Source organism: Mesorhizobium carmichaelinearum, from assembly GCF_900199455.1.
Classification (GTDB): domain Bacteria; phylum Pseudomonadota; class Alphaproteobacteria; order Rhizobiales; family Rhizobiaceae; genus Mesorhizobium; species Mesorhizobium carmichaelinearum.
In genome coordinates, this window is record NZ_FZQR01000030.1 from 12,334 (window position 1) to 34,477 (window position 22,144).

Annotated in this window: 20 protein-coding genes; 11 read left to right on the plus strand and 9 right to left on the minus strand. The window is 62.8% G+C overall.

The genetic code is table 11. From position 1 onward, the window contains the following. Positions 1 to 46: 46 nt before the first annotated feature. Entirely contained in the window at positions 47 to 898 is an 852-nt protein-coding gene (panC, locus tag CKW40_RS35490; protein ID WP_095204368.1) for a pantoate--beta-alanine ligase, read from the minus strand. Next, positions 895 to 1,773: a 3-methyl-2-oxobutanoate hydroxymethyltransferase gene (gene panB / locus CKW40_RS35495; protein ID WP_095204369.1), complete on the minus strand. Its 879-nt coding sequence runs from the start codon at positions 1,771 to 1,773 to the stop codon at positions 895 to 897. The genes panC and panB overlap by 4 nt, the downstream gene beginning before the upstream one ends. Before the next feature lie 230 nt (positions 1,774 to 2,003). On the opposite strand from panB, the gene CKW40_RS35500 reads away from it, so the two are divergent. The 3 genes from CKW40_RS35500 (at position 2,004) to CKW40_RS35510 (ending at position 3,624) form a co-directional block, all read left to right on the plus strand. Continuing rightward, positions 2,004 to 2,402, plus strand: a complete 399-nt coding sequence (locus tag CKW40_RS35500; protein ID WP_095204370.1) for an NADH:ubiquinone oxidoreductase subunit NDUFA12 — start codon at positions 2,004 to 2,006, stop codon at positions 2,400 to 2,402. A gap of 158 nt (positions 2,403 to 2,560) precedes the next feature. Next, positions 2,561 to 3,163, plus strand: coding sequence for a DUF2155 domain-containing protein (locus CKW40_RS35505; RefSeq protein ID WP_095204371.1), 603 nt, complete (start codon positions 2,561 to 2,563; stop codon positions 3,161 to 3,163). 74 nt (positions 3,164 to 3,237) lie between these two features. Beyond that, positions 3,238 to 3,624, plus strand: coding sequence for a hypothetical protein (locus tag CKW40_RS35510; protein ID WP_095204412.1), 387 nt, complete (start codon positions 3,238 to 3,240; stop codon positions 3,622 to 3,624). 10 nt (positions 3,625 to 3,634) lie between these two features. On the opposite strand, the gene aat is transcribed toward CKW40_RS35510, so the two are convergent. The 6 genes from aat to CKW40_RS35540 form a co-directional block, all read right to left on the minus strand. Next, positions 3,635 to 4,252: a leucyl/phenylalanyl-tRNA--protein transferase gene (gene aat, locus CKW40_RS35515; RefSeq protein WP_095204372.1), complete on the minus strand. Its 618-nt coding sequence runs from the start codon at positions 4,250 to 4,252 to the stop codon at positions 3,635 to 3,637. A 12-nt stretch (positions 4,253 to 4,264) separates the two neighbouring features. Then, entirely contained in the window at positions 4,265 to 5,608 is a 1,344-nt protein-coding gene (accC, locus tag CKW40_RS35520) for an acetyl-CoA carboxylase biotin carboxylase subunit (RefSeq protein WP_095204373.1), read from the minus strand. A 10-nt stretch (positions 5,609 to 5,618) separates the two neighbouring features. Beyond that, positions 5,619 to 6,080 carry an acetyl-CoA carboxylase biotin carboxyl carrier protein gene (gene accB, locus CKW40_RS35525; protein WP_095204413.1) on the minus strand — a complete coding sequence of 154 codons (462 nt, stop codon included), beginning with the start codon at positions 6,078 to 6,080 and terminating at the stop codon, positions 5,619 to 5,621. Positions 6,081 to 6,106: 26 nt separating this feature from the next. Then, entirely contained in the window at positions 6,107 to 6,541 is a 435-nt protein-coding gene (gene aroQ, locus CKW40_RS35530) for a type II 3-dehydroquinate dehydratase (RefSeq protein ID WP_095204374.1), read from the minus strand. Between the two features lie 145 nt (positions 6,542 to 6,686). After that, positions 6,687 to 7,523 (minus strand): DsbA family protein, encoded by an 837-nt coding sequence (locus tag CKW40_RS35535; RefSeq protein ID WP_095204375.1) that lies wholly within the window; start codon positions 7,521 to 7,523, stop codon positions 6,687 to 6,689. A 64-nt stretch (positions 7,524 to 7,587) separates the two neighbouring features. Further along, complete coding sequence (locus CKW40_RS35540; RefSeq protein WP_095204376.1) at positions 7,588 to 8,979, minus strand: tetratricopeptide repeat protein; 1,392 nt, start codon at positions 8,977 to 8,979, stop codon at positions 7,588 to 7,590. A 148-nt stretch (positions 8,980 to 9,127) separates the two neighbouring features. Between CKW40_RS35540 and CKW40_RS35545 the strand changes: the two genes are divergently transcribed. Both CKW40_RS35545 and CKW40_RS35550 read left to right on the plus strand, forming a co-directional pair. Continuing rightward, the gene (locus tag CKW40_RS35545) at positions 9,128 to 10,276 is read left to right on the plus strand and encodes a pyridoxal phosphate-dependent aminotransferase (protein WP_095204377.1); all 1,149 of its coding nucleotides are present in this window, start codon (positions 9,128 to 9,130) and stop codon (positions 10,274 to 10,276) included. A 4-nt stretch (positions 10,277 to 10,280) separates the two neighbouring features. Next, positions 10,281 to 11,228, plus strand: a complete 948-nt coding sequence (locus tag CKW40_RS35550; RefSeq protein WP_095204378.1) for a glutaminase — start codon at positions 10,281 to 10,283, stop codon at positions 11,226 to 11,228. 96 nt (positions 11,229 to 11,324) lie between these two features. Here the strand turns inward: CKW40_RS35550 and CKW40_RS35555 are convergent, their stop codons facing one another. After that, entirely contained in the window at positions 11,325 to 14,270 is a 2,946-nt protein-coding gene (locus CKW40_RS35555; RefSeq protein WP_095204379.1) for an Rne/Rng family ribonuclease, read from the minus strand. A gap of 650 nt (positions 14,271 to 14,920) precedes the next feature. On the opposite strand from CKW40_RS35555, the gene CKW40_RS35560 reads away from it, so the two are divergent. The 6 genes from CKW40_RS35560 (at position 14,921) to CKW40_RS35585 (ending at position 22,076) form a co-directional block, all read left to right on the plus strand. Next, complete coding sequence (locus CKW40_RS35560) at positions 14,921 to 16,183, plus strand: N-acetylmuramoyl-L-alanine amidase (protein WP_095204380.1); 1,263 nt, start codon at positions 14,921 to 14,923, stop codon at positions 16,181 to 16,183. Positions 16,184 to 16,397: 214 nt separating this feature from the next. After that, a complete protein-coding gene (locus CKW40_RS35565) occupies positions 16,398 to 18,842 on the plus strand; it encodes a penicillin-binding protein 1A (RefSeq protein ID WP_095204381.1) in 2,445 nt (814 codons plus the stop codon). A 125-nt stretch (positions 18,843 to 18,967) separates the two neighbouring features. Beyond that, a protein-coding gene (gene prfB / locus CKW40_RS35570) for a peptide chain release factor 2 (RefSeq protein ID WP_143748436.1) occupies positions 18,968 to 20,099 on the plus strand; the annotation gives its coding sequence in 2 pieces (ribosomal slippage) (positions 18,968 to 19,033 and positions 19,035 to 20,099; 1,131 coding nt in all). 321 nt (positions 20,100 to 20,420) lie between these two features. Continuing rightward, entirely contained in the window at positions 20,421 to 20,798 is a 378-nt protein-coding gene (locus CKW40_RS35575; protein ID WP_095204383.1) for a hypothetical protein, read from the plus strand. 108 nt (positions 20,799 to 20,906) lie between these two features. Then, positions 20,907 to 21,275, plus strand: a complete 369-nt coding sequence (locus tag CKW40_RS35580) for a GFA family protein (protein WP_095204384.1) — start codon at positions 20,907 to 20,909, stop codon at positions 21,273 to 21,275. A 150-nt stretch (positions 21,276 to 21,425) separates the two neighbouring features. After that, positions 21,426 to 22,076: a YiaD family glycine zipper/OmpA-like lipoprotein gene (locus CKW40_RS35585; protein WP_095204385.1), complete on the plus strand. Its 651-nt coding sequence runs from the start codon at positions 21,426 to 21,428 to the stop codon at positions 22,074 to 22,076. Positions 22,077 to 22,144 lie beyond the last annotated feature (68 nt).

Genomic DNA, 22,144 nt, shown 5'->3' on the forward strand with positions numbered 1-22,144 from the left:
GATGGGTGACGCGCCAGGGGACAAAGCGTGGCGTAGCCCAATCCGCTCAGGCAACGGCAACGTCCACATTGTCGATGAGTCGTGTCTTGCCAAGCCAGGCAGCGGCGAGCAGGCGCCCGACGCGGTCGCGGCGCCACGGCGCCAGTGTCAGGCTTTCGCGGGCCTCGACATAGTCGACTTTCTGGAAGCCGGCGGCGATCAGGGCGCGGCGGGCTTCACCGGTCGCTTCATCTTGATGTGCGCCGCTCGCCAATGCTGCTGCCGCCTTGTGCAGGATGGCGTTGAGCTGGCGGGCGACAGCAAGTTCGGCCTCGCTGAGATAGGCGTTGCGTGACGACATGGCGAGGCCATGCGTGTCGCGTATGGTCGGGGCGCCGATGATCTCGACGGGCAGGTCGAGGTCGCGGCAGAGTTGCCTGACGACGCAAAGCTGCTGGTAATCCTTCTCGCCAAAGACCGCATAGTCGGGCGTTGCCTGGAGGAAAAGCTTGGCCACAACGGTGGCGACGCCTTCGAAAAAGGTCGGGCGAAAGTCCGATTCGAGCCCGGCGGACGGGCCGCCGACCGAGATCCTGGTGGCGAAGCCGGCGGGATACATTGCGCCGACCGTCGGCGTGAAGGCAAGATCGGCCTTGACCGTCGTCAGCAGGTCGAGGTCACGGGCGAGCTGGCGCGGATATTTGTCGAGATCCTCGCTCGGCGCGAACTGCGTCGGGTTGACGAAGATCGACACCACGCATCGCTCGGCCTTTTCCTTGGCGATCCTGATCAGGGAGAGATGCCCCTCATGCAACGCGCCCATGGTTGGCACCATGGCGACGCGCAGGCCATCGCGCCGCCACTCCTGAATCCGCGCGCGAAGTGCGGCAACGCTATCGACGACCTCGGGACGGCTCATGATTCATCCCCGCCATTTGCGTTCGAAATGGTATTCGAACTGGAAAAGGCCTTTGAGCCCGAAAAAACATGGGTTGGGCCAGGGAATGTCCGGTCCCGCACCTCCGCTGCGTAACGCTCGGCGGCGTGCGCGATGACGCTGCGCAGATCGGCGTATTCCTTGACGAATTTCGGCACGCGGTCGACGGTCAGCCCGACCATGTCGTCGATGACCAGGATTTGGCCATCGCAGTCGCCGCTGGCGCCGATGCCGATGGTCGGAATGGCGATACGGCGGGTGATGTTGGCGGCGACCGCCTCGATCGTGCCTTCGATAACCACGGAGAACGCGCCGGCCTTTTCGACGGCGAGCGCGTCGGCCATCAACGCTGCGATAGTCTCGTCCGTGCGGCCCTTAATCTTGTAGCCGCCATCCTTCTCTACCGATTGCGGCAGCAGGCCGATATGGCCCATGACCGGAATGCCGGCGGCCACGATTGCCGCGATCTGACCGGCCATGTCGACGCCGCCTTCAAGCTTCACCGCCTGGCAGCCGGTCTCGTCGACGATGCGCCGCGCCGACGCCACCGCCTGCGCCGTGGAATCCTCGTAACTGCCCGCCGGCATGTCGACGACGACGCAGGCCCTGGCCGAACCGCGCATCACGGCTTGCCCATGCGCGATCATCATCTCCAGCGACGCGCCCAGCGTCGTCGCATGGCCATGCAGGACCATGGCGACGCTGTCGCCGACCAGGAGCAGGTCGACATGGGGATCGAGCAGGCGAGCGACGGGATAGGTGTAGGCCGTCAGGCAGACCAGTGGTGTGCCGCCCTTGCGGCGGCGAATCAACTCGGCGCCGATGCGAATGTCGGTGGTCGGCAATTCCGTGGCCAATCGTCACCTCCCTTGGCCCATGGCCGGATTGGATATCCGCATGGGCGCGCTGAGCTTTAGAAAGAGCGCAAAGGCTTGGCAAGCGCGCATCCTGCCGCCTTGTGGGATCACAGGCTTGTGTCGGATCCCCGGCGCGCCATTTGCGCACCCCCCGCGGCAAAACCCTTGCCTTCCCGAAGGCCTGACGCCATAAGCAGGAAACAGGCGCCGCCAGCGCAAAGGGTTCTGAGATGAAGACTTTCCTGACGCAGTTTTTCACTTGGTGGAACAGCCAGACGCTGGGAACGCGCCTGCACACCTGGCGGTACGGCAAGAGGGTCGGCCAGGACGAGGTCGGCAATGTCTACTACGAAGGCGGTATCGATTCGGAAGGCCGCACGCGCCGCTGGGTCATCTACCGCAACTATTCCGAAGCTTCGGCCATTCCGCCTGGCTGGCACGGTTGGATGCATCACCGTGTCGACGTCGCGCCGCCGAGCGAAGACTACAAGCCGCGCGAATGGCAGAAGCCGCATCAGCCCAATCTGACCGGCACGCCGGCGGCCTATCGGCCGAAGGGCTCGGTGCTGACCAATCAGCATCGCCCGCAGGTCACCGGTGACTACGACGCGTGGACGCCCGGCTCGTAACGACCCGGCTGGTAACGGCGCCTCGACTTGTCACAGCACGAAGTGCAGGCCGGTCCTTTATCGCCACAATTGGTGTTTAGCTGCTTGCTGATCAGAAAACGGCGACTAGCCTTGGCGATCGACGGAATCACCCGGGCGCGAACCACCGGTACCCCTATATGAGCTTTTTCAATCTGATATCGACGGGCGGTCTGACGCTAGCCGCCAGCCTCGCCGTCAGCACTGCGGCCTTTGCGGCTTCGCCCACACCGGCCGCACCCGCCGCGCCCGCCCCGGCGGCGCCCGCGGGATCGGATCGCATCACCAACCCGGTTGCCGAGTTCGCCGGCATCGACAAGATCACCGGCCGCATCATTACCTTCGACGTCTATATCGACGAGACGGTGCAGTTCGGTGCTCTGCAGGTGACGCCGCGCGTCTGCTACTCCAGGCCGCAGACCGAAGAGCCGAGGACCGATTCCTTCGTCGAGGTCGACGAGATCACGCTCGACCGCAAGATCCGCCGCATCTTTACCGGCTGGATGTTCGCCGAAAGCCCCGGGCTCAACGCCGTCGAACATGCCGTCTATGACGTCTGGCTGAAGGAATGCAAGCAGAAGTCGGATGTGCCGGCGCCCGATGCCGCCAAGGCTGACGCCACCAAGGCCGACACTTCGAAGCCGGCCGCGACCAAACCAGCCGCCGCCAAGCCGAAGCCTGCGGCGAGCCCGGATGTGGAACAGCCCGATCCCGTGGAACCGGACGCCACCGACGCCAACTGATCCCCGGAACCGTCACGTCCATCATGCGTTGGAATGCTGACGACCGCGCATCGATGCGCCCGGAGGATATTTCGATGTCAGACAGCAAGCGGATCACGGCGAGCAAGAAAGAGTTGCTCGAACTCGAAAAAGGATTCTGGACAGGCGACGAGGCCTACTACGCGGCCAATGCCGACACGGAATGCCTGGTGGCCTTTCCGCAAATGGCAAAGGCGATGGACAATGCCGACCTGGCCAAGACCGCGACCAAGCCCAACCGCTGGCGCGACCTCGATATCGAGCTCAAGGGAATTATTGAACCCGGCAGCGACATCGTCATGCTGACCTACGAGGCGCATGCGACGCGGGAGAATGGCGACCCCTACGCGGCGCTGGTCAGCACCGGCTATGTCCACCGCGTCAATGGCTGGAAGATGATGTTCCACTCGCAGACACCGCTGGAAGTAGCGGCCGGGAAGTAGGGCTCGATCCCTAGGGAAAAAAGATCGCCTCGCCCTTCAGTGCTTCGGCCAGCATCTTCTCATACTTGCCGCGCGGGACATCGACCGCGCCAAAGCGCTTGAGATGCTCAGTGGTGAATTGCGTATCAAGTAGAGCGAAGCCGCGTACCTTCAAGCGTTCGACGAGATGCACCAGGCAGATCTTCGATGCATCGGTCTCCTTGGAAAACATGCTTTCGCCGAAGAACACCCGTCCGAGCGACACGCCGTAGAGGCCGCCGACCAACTGGTCCTCATGCCAGGCCTCGACCGAATGACAGTGGCCCATGCGGTGCAACTGCACATAGGCCTCGCGGATCGGCGCGTTGATCCAGGTCGAGCGCCGCTCCTCACGCTTTTCGGCACAGCCGTCGATCGTCGCTTCGAAATCGAAGTCGAAACGGATGTCGAACGGGCTTTTGCGGATCGCCTTCTTCAGGCTTTTGGGCGTGTGGAACCCGTCGAGCGGGATGATGCCGCGCGTCTCCGGCCGCACCCAGAACACTTCCGGGTCGTTGGCGCTTTCGGCCATCGGAAAGACGCCCGAGGCATAGGCCTTGAGCAAGAGGTCGGTGGGGATGCGATAGCCGGGCGCGTAGGGACGGGTCATCGCGTCCCCGGACTACTCTTCCTTGGCCAGATATTTTTCCAGCCAATGGATGTCATAGTCGCCATTGGCGATATCGGCATTGCCGACCAGATCGCGAAACAGCGGCAAGGTTGTCTTGATGCCATCGACGACGAATTCATCCAGCGCCCGCCGCAGCCGCATCATGCACTCGACGCGGTTGCGCCCATGCACGATCAGCTTGCCGATCAGGCTGTCGTAATAGGGCGGGATCTTGTAGCCGGAATAGACGCCGGAATCGACGCGGATGCCGAGACCGCCCGGCGTGTGGAAATGCGTGATGGTGCCGGGCGAGGGGGTGAAGGTGCGCGGATCCTCGGCATTGATGCGGCATTCGATGGCGTGGCCATTGAACTTGATGTCTTCCTGCTTGACCGAAAGACCGCCACCGGAAGCGACGCGGATCTGCTCATGCACGAGATCGATGCCGGTGATCGCTTCCGTCACCGGATGCTCGACCTGCAGGCGCGTGTTCATCTCGATGAAATAGAACTCGCCATTCTCGTAGAGGAACTCGATCGTGCCGGCGCCTGAATAGCCGAGATCGGCGATGGCCCTGGCGCAGATGCCGCCGATGCGGGACCGCTCCTCGGCGTTGAGCGCCGGCGAATTGGCCTCTTCCCAGACTTTCTGGTGACGCCGTTGCAGCGAACAGTCGCGTTCGCCGAAATGCACGCCGCGGCCAAAGCCGTCGCCGAACACCTGCACTTCGATATGGCGCGGCTTCTGCAGGTACTTTTCGATATAGACCGCGTCGTCGCCGAAGGCGGCACCCGCTTCGGAGCGCGCCGTCTGCAAGGCGATCTCGAGGTCCTCCTCGGTGAGCGCAACCTTCATGCCGCGCCCGCCACCGCCGGCCGAGGCCTTGATGATCACGGGATAGCCGATTTCGCCGGCGATGCGCTTGGCTTCCTTCTCGTCGGTCACCGCGCCGTCGGAACCGGGCACCACCGGAATGCCGAGGCGCTTGGCGGTGCGCTTGGCCTCGATCTTGTCGCCCATGATACGGATATGGTCGCCGGACGGACCGATGAAGGTGATGTTGTGCGCGGCCAGGATGTCGGCGAACTTGGCGTTCTCCGACAGGAAGCCGTAGCCCGGATGCACGGCGTCGGCGCCGGTGATCTCGCAGGCCGCGACGATCTGATGGATGTTGAGATAGCTGTCGCGCGATGGCGGCGGGCCAATGCACACGCTTTCGTCGGCGAGCCTGACATGCATGGCGTCAGCGTCGGCGGTCGAATGCACCACCACCGTCTGGATGCCGAGTTCCTTGCAGGCGCGCAGCACCCGAAGCGCGATTTCGCCGCGATTGGCGATGAGGATCTTCTGGAACATCCGGCCCGCTCTACTCGATCACGACGAGCGGCATGCCGTATTCGACCGGCGTCGCATCCTCGAACAGGATCGCCGTCACCGTGCCGGCGCGCGGCGAGGGGATCTGGTTCATCGTCTTCATCGCCTCGATGATCAGCAGCGTCTGGCCTTCCTTGACCTTCTGGCCGACCTCGATGAACGCCTTGGCGTCGGGCGACGGTGCCAGATAGGCGGTGCCGACCATCGGCGAGGTGACCGCGTTCTTCGATACGTCGACCGCTGCCGGGGCGGCCGCGGCAGCGGGCTGAACTGCTGCCGAAGGCGCATAGCTGGGCGGGGGGGCTGCAATCGCGTGGACTGCAGGTGCCTGCCGTGACACGCGCACCTTCAGGTCACCCAGTTCGACCTCGATCTCGGTCAGGTTGGTGTCATTCAGTATGCCCGCCAGATCGCGGATCAACTGCTGGTCAACACCGGTCTTCTTTATCGACATTTTCGAGCCTTCTGTTTGTTGGCCGGTCATAGGCGTGCGGCCAGCGCCTGCAGCGCCAGCGTGTAGCCAAGCGGCCCAAAGCCACAGATCATGCCGACGGCGACCGGCGCGATCATGGAGACGTGGCGGAATGATTCCCGCGCATGGATGTTGGAAAGGTGAACTTCGGCGACCGGCAGCGGCGCGACCGAACGGATGGCATCATGGATCGCGATCGAGGTATGGCTGTAGGCGCCTGGATTGATGACGATGCCGGCGGCCTTGTCGCCGGCTTCCTGGATCCAGTCGACAAGGTCACCTTCGTGGTTCGACTGGCGGAAATCGATCTCGAGCCCGAGCGACGCGCCGGCCTGCTTGCAGTCGTCGGCGATCGCGGCAAGCGTCTTGCCGCCATAGATGCCCGGCTCGCGCTTGCCGAGCGCGTTGAGATTGGGACCGTTCAGGACGAAAACCGTTTTCAAAAAAGCCGACCTTTTCCGGCGCCGGTGGCAAACCGGCGCGCTGGGCCTCTATACCGGGCATAGCCGTCCGCGAAAAGAGCGCAAGTGCGTTCTTTCACTGTCCACAACAGGTCGAAATGCGCCCGTGAAGAAAACCCCCGGCTGATCAAAGCGCGGCCTTCGCCGCCTCGATCTTTTGCGCCAGCACTTCCTGCCCGAGAGCGCCGAACACGACCTCGTTGCCGACGACATAGGACGGCGTTCCGGTGATCGACAGCTTGTTGGCAAGATCGTAGGTCTTGGAGAAGGCCTCGGTGATCGACGGATCCTTCATCTTCTCGCGCAGCGTCGCCTCGTCGGCGCCGAGCGAAAGCGCGATCTTGATCGCGGCTGCTTCGGTGGCGCGTCCCTGGCCGCCGAGCAGCGCATTGTGGAACTCGCCGTATTTTTCCGGCTTCATCAGGTGGAAGGCCATCGAGACGACGCTGGCTTTTTGCGAATCCGGGCCGAGGATCGGGAATTCCTTGAGCACGAAGCGCAGATCCGGATCGGACTTGGTCAGTGCTCGCATGTCCTCGATGGCGCGTTTGCAGAAGCCGCAATTGTAGTCGTAGAACTCGACGATGGTCACCTTGCCATTCGGGTTGCCGACGATGCCGTCGAAGCTGGAGTTGAAGATCTGCTCCTTGGCGTTCTTGATGACGCCGAGCGCGGCGATCCGTTGTTCTTCCTTCTGCTTGGCCTCGAGCGCGTCCTGCACTTCGAGCAGCACTTCCGGGTTCTTCAGGAGGTAGTCGCGGATTATGCCCTCGACCTCGGTGCGGTCGATCTTGGTATCGGCCGCCTTGGTGTCGGCCCCTGCCGTCTGGACAGGCTGAGTCGCCTGGACAGGCTGCGCTGTACCGGCCTTAGCAATCTGCGGGCTGCCGGCGACGAAACCGAAAGCCAGCATGGTGAGGGCCACAGCGATCCCCGTGGTGCCCAGCAGCAGTGCCTTTTTCATCGTTCTCGTTCCTTTTGCCTGTTTCCCGGTCCGGCTGTGTCGCAGCGCGTGACCGGAAGGTTCACTAGATCTTGCTTGTCGATTTGTAGTTTATGATATCCTGGGCGCGTATCCAACGCGGCTCGCCGCGCTTCATCTGCTGTTGCGCGCGCATGGCGAAGATCTTCGCATCCTTGTAGTTACCGGAATAGAAATGACCCTCGGCCGTCGCCAGCTCGGCGCCCGGTATGTCACCCAACTCGCCGTAAGCCTGCGCCAGGTAACGATACCCCTCGGAATTCTCCTTGTCGCGACCGAGACCATTGTTGATCTGCACGACGGCTTTCTTCAGCGCGTCAGGCGTGCCGACCGCCATCAGCGCCTGGCCAAGCGAGACGGGCAGCAAGCCGGACCGCGCGGGATCGAGGCTGACCGCCTTGGCGTAGGCTTCGGCTGCTTCCTTGGGCTTGTTCGCCTTCATCAGGATATCGCCGCGCAATTCCTGGAAATAGGCGTTCTTGGGCTGCGCCTTGATCAGGGCATTGGTCTTGGCGAGTGCGCCGGCGATGTCACCGTAAAGGTAGGTCGACTGGGCATCGCCGTAGAGTGCCGCGAGGCTGCCCCGCATCTTTTGCATCAGCCTGCCTGCGGTGGCCTTGCCTTCCATATAGACGGCGATCTTCACGCGCATCATGTCGTGGCGCTGCTGCAGCGCCGGCGGATCAGGCTTGTCGACATTCGGGCTCTGCTTCACCAGCACTTCGAGATTGGCGATGCGCTCCTGCGGCATCGGGTGGCTGATCCGGTAGGGATCGATCTGCGCACCCGACAGGGACAGCGCGGTCTGGAAGCGGCGGAACGTCTTCAGCATGCCCATGCCGGACTGGCCGGTGGCGTTGAGATAGGTGATGGCGGAGCGGTCGGCCGTTATCTCTTCGGTGCGCTGGTAGGCGAGGATGCTGCGCTGTGCCATCTCGCCGCCGCCGGCGGCAACACCCATGCCGGCGCCGGCAAGGCCGCGGCTGTTGGTGGTGGCGCCAGCGACGATCGCACCGGCGCCAAGCAAGGTGGCGATGATGGCCATCGTCTTGGCGCGCTCGAGCTGGTCACGCAGTTTCTGCTGGTGGCCGCCGGCGATATGGCCGGCCTCGTGCGCGATGACGCCGATGATTTCGTTCGGCGTTTCGGCCGTCATCAGCGCGCCGGTGTTGATGAACAGCCGACGCCCGGTCACGAAAGCGTTGAAGCTGGAATCGTTGACCAGCACGATATCGATGCCGTCATTCGCCAGCCCCGCCGCCTTGAAGATCGGCCGCGCGTAGTCACGCACCAGGGCCTCGATCTCGGCATCGCGTACCACCGGCACGCTTTGGGCGAAGGCGGTGACCGAACTCGCCACGGCAACGGCGACGCCAAGCGAAAGCGTCGCGAAAACACGCGCGATCTTGGCAATCGTCGATCTGGGTCGGCTCAACATGACGTGTCCACTGGTAGACGAGCGGGCGAAAGATGAAAAGTCGGCACCGGAAAAACTTCCTCAACTTGTGATCCTCACATCAATCGGGCATTTGTGCGGCGCATATATTCGAGGGCATGGCGTGCCCAACCGTCGGGATAGGGATAAAATGGTCGTTTCGCTCTCACGTCGTGGCAATGTCGAGCCATTCCACGCCATGGATGTGCTGGCGGAAGCGAACAGGCTGAGGGCCCAGGGCGTGCCGGTGATCTCCATGGCGGTGGGCCAGCCGTCCGATCCGGCGCCCGCTCGGGTTCGCGCCGCCGCGGCCAAGGCTTTGCAGCACGGCCGCATCGGCTACACCGACACGCTGGGGCTGGCCGGTCTGCGCAAGGCGATCGCCGAGCATTACGCGGATCACTATCGGCTTGAAGTCGAGCCTGGCCGGATTGCGGTGACCACAGGTTCGTCGGCGGCCTTCAATCTTGCCTTCCTGGCGATGTTCGATCCGGGCGACCGCGTTGCCATCGCAGCACCCGGCTACCCTGCCTATCGCAACATCATGGCGGCGCTCGGCATCGAAGTGGTCGAGATCGAGCTTGGCGACGCGGCCTACCTGCATGCCGGTCATCTGGAGGCCGCGCATCGCGAGAAGCCGCTGAAGGGCGTTCTGTTCGCGAGCCCCGCCAACCCGACCGGTGCCGTCATACCGGCCGATGAACTGTCGGCGCTGGTCAATACAGCGGAGACACTGGGCATCGCCGTCATTTCCGATGAGATCTACCATAGGTTGGCCTATGGCGCCCCTGACACCACGGCACTTGCCTTCGGCAACAGCGTGACGGTGATCAATTCCTTCTCGAAATACTACTGCATGACCGGCTGGCGCATTGGCTGGATGGTGTTGCCGGAAGAGCTGGTGCGGCCGGTCGAGCGCATTGCCCAGAGCCTCTACATCTCGCCGCCGGAACTGTCGCAGATCGCCGCGATCGAGGCCTTTGCCGCGACCGATGAGCTGGAAGCGGTCAAGGGCCGCTACGCCTGGAACCGCGAACTGCTGATGACACGCCTGCCGGAACTCGGCTTTCCGCTGGCCGCACCCATGGACGGCGCCTTCTATGCCTTTTGCGATGTCACCCGACACACCAATGACAGCATGGCTTTTGCGCGCAAGATGCTGGCCGAGGCGCATGTGGCGGCGACGCCCGGCCGCGACTTCGACACCCAGGCGGGGCACCGAACGATGCGGTTTTCCTATGCCGGCAGCCACGACGACATGGTCGAGGCGATGGCGCGCATCGAACGCTGGTTGAGGTAGAACCATGCCGGAACTCGAACAGGCCCCCAAACTTGATCAAGCATTGGCCGAAGTCGCCGCCGAAATGACCGAGCGCACCGATCGCGGCGATGTCGCGACTTACATTCCTCAACTGGGTAAGGTCGATCCGAAAAAATTCGGCATTGCCGCCGTCACCAATGACGGCCGTGTGCTGATGGCGGGCGATGCCGATCAGGCATTTTCGATCCAGAGCATCTCCAAGGTGTTCACCTTGACGCTGGCGCTCGGCAATGTCGGCGATGCGCTGTGGAAACGGGTCGGGCGCGAGCCGTCGGGCAATCCGTTCAACTCGATCGTCCAACTCGAGCACGAGAACGGCATTCCGCGCAATCCGTTCATCAATGCCGGCGCCATCGTTATTTCCGATATCCTGCTTGCCGGCCACCAGCCGCGCGAGGCGATTGGCGAGATCCTGCGCTTCATCCAGTTCCTTGCCGACGACGAGACCATCATCATCGATCGTGAGGTCGCGGCCTCCGAACGCGCCACCGGCTATCGCAACTTCGCGCTGGCCAACTACATGAAATCCTTTGGCAATCTTCACCATGCGCCGGAACTGGCGCTCGGCGTCTATTTCCACCATTGCGCGATCGCCATGAGTTGCCGACAACTGGCGATGGCCGGCCGTTTCCTCGCCAATGGCGGCAAGAACCCGGCCACCGGATATCAGGTGGTGTCGGCGGAGCGGGCGCGGCGCATCGGCGCCATGATGCTGACCTGCGGCCACTATGACGGCTCCGGCGACTTCGCCTTCCGAGTCGGCATTCCAGGAAAAAGCGGCGTCGGCGGCGGCATATTGGGCATCGTGCCAGGCGTCGCCTCGCTCGCCGTCTGGTCGCCCGGTCTCAACGCCAACGGCAATTCCAAGCTCGGTTCGATCGCGCTGGAGAAGCTGGCCAGGATGATGAACTGGTCGATCTTCGCGCCTTAGCCTCTCATGTACGTTGGAGAAATGAAAAATCCCGCGTCGTCTTTCGATCGGCGCGGGATTCTCTTATCAAAAAATCACTTCAACCAGTTGAAAGGCTTAGAAAAAGCCCTTCCGCTGCCACCAGCCGGCACGCTTCGGCTTTTCTTCAGTCTTGGCCTCCGGTTCATCGGCGACGGTCGAAGAAACCACCGGCACCACTGGCGCATCGATGGCTGCCGGCTTGCGCCGTGACGGCCGGGCCTTTGCAGGCTCTTCCGCGACGGCCGCGACCACCGTTTCTTCAACGACCGAAACCGAAGCCTCGACCGGCGTTTCCGGTGCCGCTTCGACAACAGTCGTTTCGGCGACGGCCTCGGCGGCTGCCTTCTTCGGCTTGGCTGCCCGACGCGGCTTCTTGGGCTTCTCGGTGCTCGGCACCTCTTCGCTCACCGCAGCCACCGGCTCATCAACGGCAGCGACTGGCTCGATCGACACAGGCTCGCTTTCGGAAGCATCGGCCTCCGAAGCCTCGGTCGTTTCGCCGGCGCTTGCCTCGGTCTCGCCTTCGCCGTCTTCGCGACGGTTGCGCTTACCGCCGCGCTTGCCGCGCCGGCGCTTCTTGCCCTGGCTGTCATCCGCAGCCTGCGCCGCCTCGTCAGAGGCGCCCGCAGCGATCGGAGCGGCATCGTCCGTTTCGGTGTCGTCATTGTCCGCCGCGTTTGCCGATCCGGCGAAATCGCCGGCCGGAGCGGAGACGGATGAGCCGTCCGCCGGGGCGCCATGCTCGCGGTCGCGATCCCTGCCGCCGCGCCGTCTGCGGCGCTTGCGACGCTTGCGATCACGGCCTTCGCCATCCTCGCCGCCGGCAGGCCGCGGCTGCTGGTTCTGCTGTGGCTGCTGGCGTGGCTGCTCAGCCTGAACCACGACCTCCTCGTCTTCCTCGACGACGACAATCTCGTCCTCGGGCTCCTCCGGCTCGACATAGGCCGGCAGACTGCGCGCCTCGACAAAGCCCTCGGGCTTTTCGGCCAGGGCGCCGCGGAAGATCGCATAGTGCTGCGCGCCAACCGTATCGTCGGCCTCGATGGTGATGGTCAGGCCGAAGCGGCTTTCGAGTTCCACCAGTGTGCCGCGCTTGTGGTTGAGCACGTAGAGCGCGGTCGCGGCCGGCGTGCGCACCGTGATGTGGCTGCGCGAATCCTTGAGCAGGAATTCCTCGATCGCCCGCACCACCATCAGCGCGACCGACGAATCGGACCTGACATGGCCGGTGCCGCCGCAATGCGGGCAGGGCTTCATGGTCGATTCCAGCACACTGGCGCGGATGCGCTGGCGTGACATCTCCATCAGGCCGAAATGCGAGATACGGCCGACCTGGATACGGGCGCGGTCGTTCTTGAGGTGATCCTTCAGCCGCTTTTCGACGGAGCGGTTGTTGCGGTTCTCCTCCATGTCGATGAAGTCGATGACGATCAGGCCGGCCAGATCGCGCAGCCTGAGCTGACGCGCGACTTCCTCGGCCGCTTCCAGATTGGTGTGGAGTGCCGTGTCCTCAATCGAATGCTCCTTGGTGGAGCGACCCGAATTGACGTCGATGGCAACCAGCGCCTCGGTCTGGTTGATGATGATGTAGCCGCCGCTCTTCAGCGTCACTTGCGGCTGCAGCATGCGGTCGAGCTGCGCCTCGATGCCGTTGCGCACGAAGATCGGCGTCGTGTCGCGGAACGGCTGAACCACCTTGGCGTGGCTCGGCATCAGCATGCGCATGAAGTCCTTGGCTTCGCGATAGCCTTCCTCGCCGGAGACGAGAATCTCGTCGATATCCTTGTTGTAGAGGTCGCGCACCGAACGCTTGATCAGGCTGCCTTCCTCATAGACGAGGGCAGGGGCGGTGGACTGGAGCGTGAGATTGCGGACATTTTCCCAAAGCCGCATCAAATATTCGTAGTCGCGCTTGATCTCGGCCTTGGTGCGGCTCTCGCCGGCGGTGCGCAGGATGACGCCCATGCCTTGCGGCACTTCGAGATCGGCGACCACCTCCTTGAGGCGCTTGCGGTCGACCGCGCTGGTGATCTTGCGCGAAATGCCGCCGCCGCGCGCCGTGTTCGGCATCAGCACCGAATAGCGGCCGGCAAGCGACAGATAGGTGGTGAGTGCCGCGCCCTTGTTGCCGCGCTCTTCCTTGACGACCTGCACCAAAAGGATCTGCCGGCGCTTGATCACTTCCTGGATCTTGTACTGGCGGCGCACCGGCTTGCGGCGGTTGCGCACTTCTTCCAGCGCGTCCTCGGCGCCGACCGATTCGACCTCGTGATCATCGGGATGCGAGGACTGTACTTCCTCCAGCATGCCTCGATCATTGTCGCTGGAGGTGGCTTCGCTGCCCTGTTCCGCCTGCGGCACGGGCTCGGAAATCACATCGCCTTCGACAGAGGCGGCGATCGATGTCGGGCCGCCCTCGCGGGTTTCGGTTTCGTCCTGTTCGGCGGAACCTTCATCATGGCCTGATGTATCGGCATGCCCCGAGGTGTCTGAATGTTCGGATGTATCGGCTGCGTGTTCGATGATCTCGGAGGTGTGGGAGATCTCCTCGACAACGATGTCGCCATTGTCGTTGCCTTCGCTTGGCTCGCCGGAGCCTTCGCCTGCCTCGCCCGCATCGCGCTTGTGCTCGCCGCGGTCGCGGCTCTTGCCGCCACGCCGGCGCCCGCGCCGTCCGCGATCGCGGCTCTGGCGGTCATCGCCGTCACCGTCCTCGTCCTCCTCGTCTTCGGCCTCCTGCGCTTCGGCGCGCAGCAGTGCCTGACGGTCGGCGACCGGGATCTGGTAGTAGTCGGGGTGTATTTCACTGAAGGCGAGAAAACCGTGACGGTTGCCGCCATATTCGACAAAGGCTGCCTGAAGGGAGGGTTCGACGCGCGTTACGCGGGCGAGGTAGATATTTCCTTTGAGCTGCTTCTTGTCCTGGGATTCAAAGTCGAATTCTTCGATACGGTTACCGCGTACGACGACAACTCGTGTTTCCTCCGGGTGGGAGGCGTCTATCAGCATCTTGTTGGGCATTATTTCGTTTCCCCCCGGCAGCCGTCAGCCACAGCTGGCGGGGTAAAGCCCGCTGCTGTGTGTCTGGAGAGTGGGTGCCGGATAATTGAATGTCCGCCGGACGGTGCCTGCGCGTCATGGCGGTGCCGCCCGCAGCCATACTGGCGCGGTTTGATGCGGACCTTTCCATGATTGCGCTTGAAGCCATCGTCACCAGCAGAACCTTTTGAACCAAAGCCCGGAAACCGGACCAGCTTGTTTGCTCATACAGAGCCGGCACGGGAACAGACCCGGCCGTTTTCCTCACGCAGGTGATTCCCCCGCCACGGGAGCACACCTGCGAAATTCGTCGCAATCACCTGAAGCCTTTTCGCGTGAAGCGAAAGGAGCCGCCTTTCATCTGACCCTGTAGCAGGAAGCTGCGGAGGAGGGCGGTTCCAGGATTGCAGTGATCCACTATCGCTTTTATGATTTGGCGGGTTGGAAGGCAACCCCGATTTCCGATGCCGGCAAAAAGCAGTTCCGTAACGTAAGCTTGGGTTCTGATCCTTGTGTGAAAAGGCTTGGTTAACCTTCTCTGGATACCAATCGTTAATCGAGTTCGCGCCTAACCGGCACTTCGACGAAACGAGCGGGCGCCTGGCGCCAAACCGGGAGCGACTGGAAGAGAGATGGGACTGGCAGGCTTCACAGGCAAGGGATGTCGTGTCGGCGGCCGGATTCTGGGCGCCCTATGCCTTCTGCTGCTGGTGGTGATTTCACAGACCTTTTCCTCGGTTGCCAATGCCGCCGACGCGCCGCTGGTGGCAAAAGGCTACAAGATGGCGGGCGATGCCACCAAGATGCGCATCGTCATGGATTTCGATCGGGAACCTGACATCAAATGGTTCCTGTTGCGCGGCCCCAATCGTCTGGTCATCGACCTGGCGAATACCAAGCTGGCCATCGACGCCAAGGATTTGAAGCCGCGCGGCCTGGTCAAGGGCGTGCGCCTGGGCGCGCTCGGCGAAGGCGTTTCGCGGCTGATCCTCACCGGCAAGGGGCCGTTCGCCGTCGACAAGCTGGATGTGCTCAAGAATGAGGACGGAACCGGCTACCGCATCGCCATCGACATGTCGGCGGCATCGGAGCGGGAATTCGACGCCGCCCTTGCCAACCAGGCGCTGACCACCGGCTCGACGGTTTCGACCGACAAGGGCGGGCGGGTCGGCACCGGGCCGGTCTCCAATCCGGGTCACCGCTTCACGGTCGTTATCGACCCCGGCCATGGCGGCGTCGACGGCGGCGCCGAGGGTCTGAACGGCACGATCGAGAAGAATATCACGCTGGCCTTCGCCACGGAGCTGCGCGACAAGCTCGCGGCCGTCGGCAAATATGATGTCTTCATGACCCGCGACACCGACGAATATCTGCGTCTGGACGACCGCGTGCGCATTGCCCGCCAGCATGAGGCCGATCTGCTGATTTCGATCCATGCCGATACAATCAGCGTCAAGGGCATCCGCGGCGCCACCGTCTACACCGTCTCCGACAAGGCGTCGGATCCCGAGGCGCAGGCGCTTGCCGACCGCGAAAACCTCTCCGACCAGTTCGCCGGCATGGTCATCAAGGACGATAACAAGGAAGTGACCGACATCCTGATCGACCTGATCCGCCGCGAGACGCACACATTTTCGATGAGTTTCGCCCACACATTGGTCGGCCAGCTGTCGACCAGCGTCGGCCTCATCAACAATCCGCAGCGTTCCGCAGGCTTCAAGGTGCTGAAGGCGCCGGACGTGCCATCCGTTCTGGTCGAACTCGGCTATCTCTCGAATGCCAAGGACGAGGCGCAGCTGCTCGACGCCGAATGGCGCGGCAAGGCCGCACAAAGCATCACCAACGCCGTTGCGCTGTTTGCCTCCGCCCGGGCCGGAACGGTGACCGGAGGTTGACATGGCTGGCGGCGCCTGCAACCTGAGGCAGCGTTGCTGGATGACAACACCCGGTGCCTTTTATTTCCGGTGCGCGGTCACGAAATCAGGCCTTGCCGTATTTTGTCCACATGGTGGCGACATGGGTTTTCGATTACGGATTGGGACCGGCTCGAAAGCTTGCGTGGAAGGCGGCTTCGTTTAGGAAATTCCCGAACCAAGGACTGGAGCGGGTATGATTCGTCTCATTGGCTATTTCTTCGGCATCGGCACGACGCTGGCCCTTCTGGCCGCGGCGGGCGTTGCGCTTTACATCGGCCATGTAGCAAAGGATCTGCCCGATTACGAAGTGCTGGCCAAGTACGAACCGCCGGTGACCACCCGCATCCATGCCTCGGATGGCTCTCTGATGGCGGAGTATGCGCGCGAACGGCGCCTGTATTTGCCGATTCAGGCGATCCCGGATCGCGTCAAGGCGGCCTTCCTGTCCGCCGAGGACAAGAACTTCTACAGCCATCCCGGTGTTGACATAACGGGGTTGGGCAGAGCGGTGCTCACTTACGTTTCGGGTGGACCGATGCAGGGTGGTTCGACGATCACCCAGCAGGTTGCCAAGAACTTCCTTCTCACCAACGAGCGCTCCTTGGAGCGCAAGGTCAAGGAGGCCATCCTTTCGTTCCGCATCGAGCAGGCCTATTCCAAGGATCGTATCCTTGAGCTCTATCTCAATGAGATATTCTTTGGCTTCAACGCCTATGGTGTCGCCGGCGCCGCACTGACCTATTTCGATAAATCGGTGAACGAACTGACCGTGGCCGAGGCCGCTTATCTGGCATCGCTCCCGAAAGGTCCGGCCAACTACAATCCCTTCAAGCATGCCGATCGCGCGATCGAGCGGCGAAACTGGGTCATCGGCCAGATGGTCGAGAACGGTTACGTGACCCCCGAAGAGGGTGCGAAGGCGAAGGCCGAGCCGCTTGGTGTCGCCCCGCGCCGCACCGGCTCCTATTTGTTCGCGGGCGAATATTTCACCGAAGAGGTTCGTCGGCAGATCATCGCCCGCTATGGCGAGAACGCGCTCTATGAGGGCGGCCTTTCCATCCGCACGACCCTTGACCCGAAGGTTCAGCTCATTGCCCGCAAGGCGATGCAGAACGGTTTGATGAAATACGACACGCTGCGCGGCTATCGCGGCCCGGTGACGTCGATTGACGTGTCCGGCGACTGGGGACCTCCACTGGGCGCCGTCAAGGGACTGGAAGACGTTCCCGAATGGTCGCTCGCCGTCGTGCTCGACTCCTCGGCATCCGGCCTCTCGATCGGCCTGCAGCCCGCACGCCAGGCGTCGGGCGACATCGTCAAGGAGCGTGTCGAAGGCACCGTCAGCAAGGACGACATGGGCTTTGCCATGCGCCATGTGGTCGACGGCAAGACGGTCAAGGCCAAGTCGCCGGCCGACGTGCTGAAGCCGGGCGATGTCATCTTCGTGCAGAAGAACGAAGGTTCCGACAACACTTACAGCTTGCGTCAGGTTCCTGAGGTGGAAGGTGGTCTGATCGCCATGGATCCGCACACCGGCCGCGTGCTGGCCATGGTCGGCGGCTTCTCCTATTCGCAGTCGGAGTTCAACCGCGCCACCCAGGCGATGCGCCAGCCGGGCTCCTCGTTCAAGCCGATCGTCTATTCGGCCGCGCTCGACAACGGCTATACGCCTGCCTCGGTGATCATGGACGGACCGATCACCATCCAGAGCGGCAACACCACCTGGACGCCGAAGAACTATGACGGCACCGTTGCCGGGCCGGCAACCCTGCGCTCCGGCATCGAGAAGTCACGCAACCTGATGACGGTGCGGCTTGCCAACGACATGGGCATGAAGCTGGTTGTCGAATACGCGGAGCGCTTCGGCGTCTACGACCACCTGGCGCCTTATCTGCCGATGGCGCTGGGCTCCGGCGAGACGACCGTCATGCGCATGGTTTCGGCCTATTCGATCATGGCCAATGGCGGCAAGTCGATCAAGCCATCGCTGATCGACCGCATCCAGGACCGCTACGGCAAGACCGTGTTCAAACAGGACGAGCGTGGCTGCGAAGGCTGCAACGCGCCTGAATGGAAGAACCAGCCGGAGCCGGAACTGGTCGACAATTCCGAGCAGGTGCTCGATCCGATGACCGCCTACCAGATCACTTCCATGATGGAAGGCGTGGTGCAACGCGGCACCGGTGCCACCATCGGCGAGCTTGGCCGCCACATCGCCGGCAAGACCGGCACCACCAACGACGAGAAGGACGCCTGGTTCATCGGTTTTACGCCCAACCTCGTCGTCGGTCTCTATATGGGTTACGACACGCCGCGCGGCCTTGGCCATGGCGCCACCGGCGGCGGTCTGGCCGCCCCGATCTTCAAGGATTTCATGCGCGTGGCGCTGGACGGCACGCCCAATGTCGACTTCAAGGTTCCTGACGGCATGAACCTGATCGCCATCAACCGCAAGACCGGCATGCGTGCCGCGTCGGGCGATCCGGGCACCATCATCGAGGCCTTCAAGCCGGGCACCGGTCCCGCCGACAGCTATTGGGTGATCGGCATGGGCGCCGATGGCTCCAACGCCTCGGGCGGCGCATTGTCGCCGCAAGCCAACCAGGCCATCCAGGACGGCGGCGGCGGCCTCTACTGACGGGTCCGGATGCCGACCGCTGGGCTGGCCTGGGCCGGCCCATTTCGCTTTACACATGGCGGCGCCGTCCCTATGTATCGCGCCGACCGAAGTGTCACTTCAGCAACAGGACAAAATACCAGGCCATGCGCGCGGAAACGCAGAATATTGTCGACGAGATCAGGCAGGCGATAACCCTGCTGAGGAGGCATCTTTGACTGGGATCAGGCCATAAAGCGGCTTGAATACCTGAATGTGCGCGCCGAGGACGCCAGCCTCTGGAACGAACCGCTGGAAGCGCAGAAGCTGATGCGCGAACGCCAGGGCCTCGAAGAAGGCATTGCGGCGGTCAAGGGCATCACCCAGGCGCTGGAAGACAATATCGGCCTGATCGAGCTCGGCGAGGAAGAAGGCGACGAAGGCGTTATCGCCGAGGCCGAAGCGTCGATCCGCTCGATGCAGGGCGAGGCGAAGGCCCGCCAGGTCGAAACGCTGCTGTCGGGTGAAGCCGACGCCAACGACACCTATCTCGAAATCCACGCCGGCGCCGGCGGCACCGAGAGCCAGGACTGGGCCTCGATGCTGTTGCGCATGTACACGCGCTGGGCCGAACGCCGCCGCTTCAAGGTCGAGGTGCTGGAAGTGCATGACGGCGAAGAAGCCGGCATCAAATCCGCTACGCTCTTGATCAAGGGCCACAATGCCTATGGCTGGCTGAAGACGGAATCGGGCGTCCACCGCCTGGTGCGCATTTCGCCCTATGACAGCAATGCGCGTCGCCATACGTCCTTCTCCAGCATCTGGGTCTACCCAGTCGTCGATGACAGGATCGAGATCGATGTTTCGGAATCGGATGTACGCATCGACACCTATCGCTCGTCCGGTTCGGGCGGCCAGCATGTCAACACCACCGATTCGGCCGTGCGCATCACCCATATCGCCACCGGCATCGCGGTTGCCTGCCAGGCTGAGCGTTCGCAGCACAAGAACAAGGCGAAGGCCTGGGAAATGCTGCGCTCGCGCCTCTACGAGGAAGAGCTGAAGAAGCGCGAAGCCGTCGCCAATGCCACCGAGGCGTCGAAGAGCGACATCGGCTGGGGTCACCAGATCCGTTCCTACGTGCTGCAGCCCTATCAGCTGGTGAAGGATCTGCGCACCGGCGTAGAAAGCACCAGCCCGTCGAGCGTGCTCGACGGCGACCTTGACGATTTCATGGAAGCCTCGCTGTCGCAACGCATCGAGGGTGGTGCTGGTGAGGCCGTGGCGGATCTGGACTAGCTCCGTCCGCCACCAAACCCGGATTTGCCACCGCTCGCATCTTCGTGGGACGAAGCGGGCGGGTTCACCATCACCGACGACAACCTGCCGTAGTTGTGGGGAGCACCTTGTTGCTGCCCCAAGCGGCCCGGCGACGGGTGCGGGCCGGCCACGCAGCAATTTCTTGCGCCGACTCACATTTCGGCCCACCATTTGCGGCAGGAGGAGACAAAAGCATTTATGGCCGGTCGCGGCATATCTGCTGACGATTGGCCGCTGGGAAGACACGTTCCGGGAACGGGCAAGCGCAACGCTTGAACCTCGTTTGAAAGGAACGTTCCCATGTTTGCCGCCAATTCCAGATCGGCCATCGCCGCTCCATCGGTTGGCCAGCTTGTCATTCCCCTTTGCGCGGCGTGTGTGATCGCGCTGCTGTCGGCGCCGGCCCTGGCGCATGACGCCAAGCCGACCGCGGCCAAGCCGCAAGGCTGGAGCTATCCGTTTGCCTGCTGCGCGAACTACGACTGCCACGAGGTGTCGCAGACCTCGATCAGCGAGCGCCCGGAAGGTTATGTCATCAAGGACACCGGCGAGGTGCTGGCCTACAGCGACAGACGCATCAAGGATTCGCCCGACGGTGAATTCCATTGGTGCGCGCATGAGGCCGGCCTCGATGCCGGCAAGACCATCTGCCTGTTCGTGCCGCCCTCGTCCTACTGAGTTTGCTGTTTGCTGTTCAGCCGTAGAGCCTGCTGACAGGCAGTTGTCATGATCGCTTCTTTATGGTGCCCTGCCGCATGGGCGGCGGACAACGGAGAGGTGATGTTGATGACCATCAAGGCAAGCTGCCACTGCAAGGCGACGACATTCGAGGTTTCAGAGGCACCGCAGACGGTGACGCAATGCACCTGTTCGTTCTGCTCCAAACGCGGCTCGCTTTGGGCTTACTACGTCCCGTCGCAGTTCAAGCTGACCAGTCCGCCGAAAAACGTTTCTGTCTATCAGTGGGGGTCGAAAACCGTGAAGCACGGGTTTTGCGCGACCTGCGGCTGCGGCACTTTCACCGAAACACCGGATTGGTCGACCGGCGAGCCGGATTTCGACAATCCGAAGATCAGCGTCAACTCGCGGTTGTTCGATGATTTCGATCTCGACAAGGTGGAAGTGGTGGTCATTGACGGCAAGAATCTCTGGTAGTCGGCCAAGGCGGTCGTCATGTAATTGGCCCCGGGAAAAGCCGTCCCCAGCGCTTTTCCCGTTCCGCTTTTCGCCGCAATTCATGGTACAAGTCGCGGGAAGGGCTGATTTGGCGCCGTCGAAAAGGCGCGACTTGGAGAGGGACCATCTATGAAGAAAACCGTGCTCGTCGTCGTGGCGACGGCTTTGCTCGTGAGCGCCTGCACAACCACCGATCCGTATACGGGTGACCAGAAGATTTCCAACACGGCCGCGGGTGCCGGTCTTGGTGCCCTGGCAGGTGCGAGCCTTGGTCTGCTTGCCGGTGGCAATGACCGCCGCAACGCGCTGATCGGCGCTGGTATCGGTGCACTGGCCGGCGGCGCCATCGGCGCCACCATGGATCAGAACGAAGCTGAACTGCGCCGGCAGCTCGAGGGCACTGGTGTCAGCGTCACCCGCAGTGGCGACCAGATCATCCTCAACATGCCGTCGGACATCACCTTCAATGTCGATCAGGATGCGGTCAAGCCCGGCTTTTATCCAGTGCTGAACTCGGTTGCGCTGGTGCTGAAGAAATTCAAGCAGACCACGGTCGACGTGTTCGGCCACACCGATTCGACCGGCGGCGACCAGCACAATTTCGATCTGTCGCAGCGCCGCGCGCTGGCGGTCGCCAACTATCTGTCCGGTCAGGGCGTCGATCAGCGCCGCTTCGCTGTCACCGGCTTCGGCAAGACGCGGCCGATCGCCTCCAATGCGACGGCCGCCGGCCGCGAGCAGAACCGTCGCGTCGAGATCCAGCTGTCGCCGCTCACTTGATCTGACCGGCAATCGAATGCGAACGGCCCCCTTGCGGGGCCGTTTCTGTTTGCGCGGGCATCGGCGCT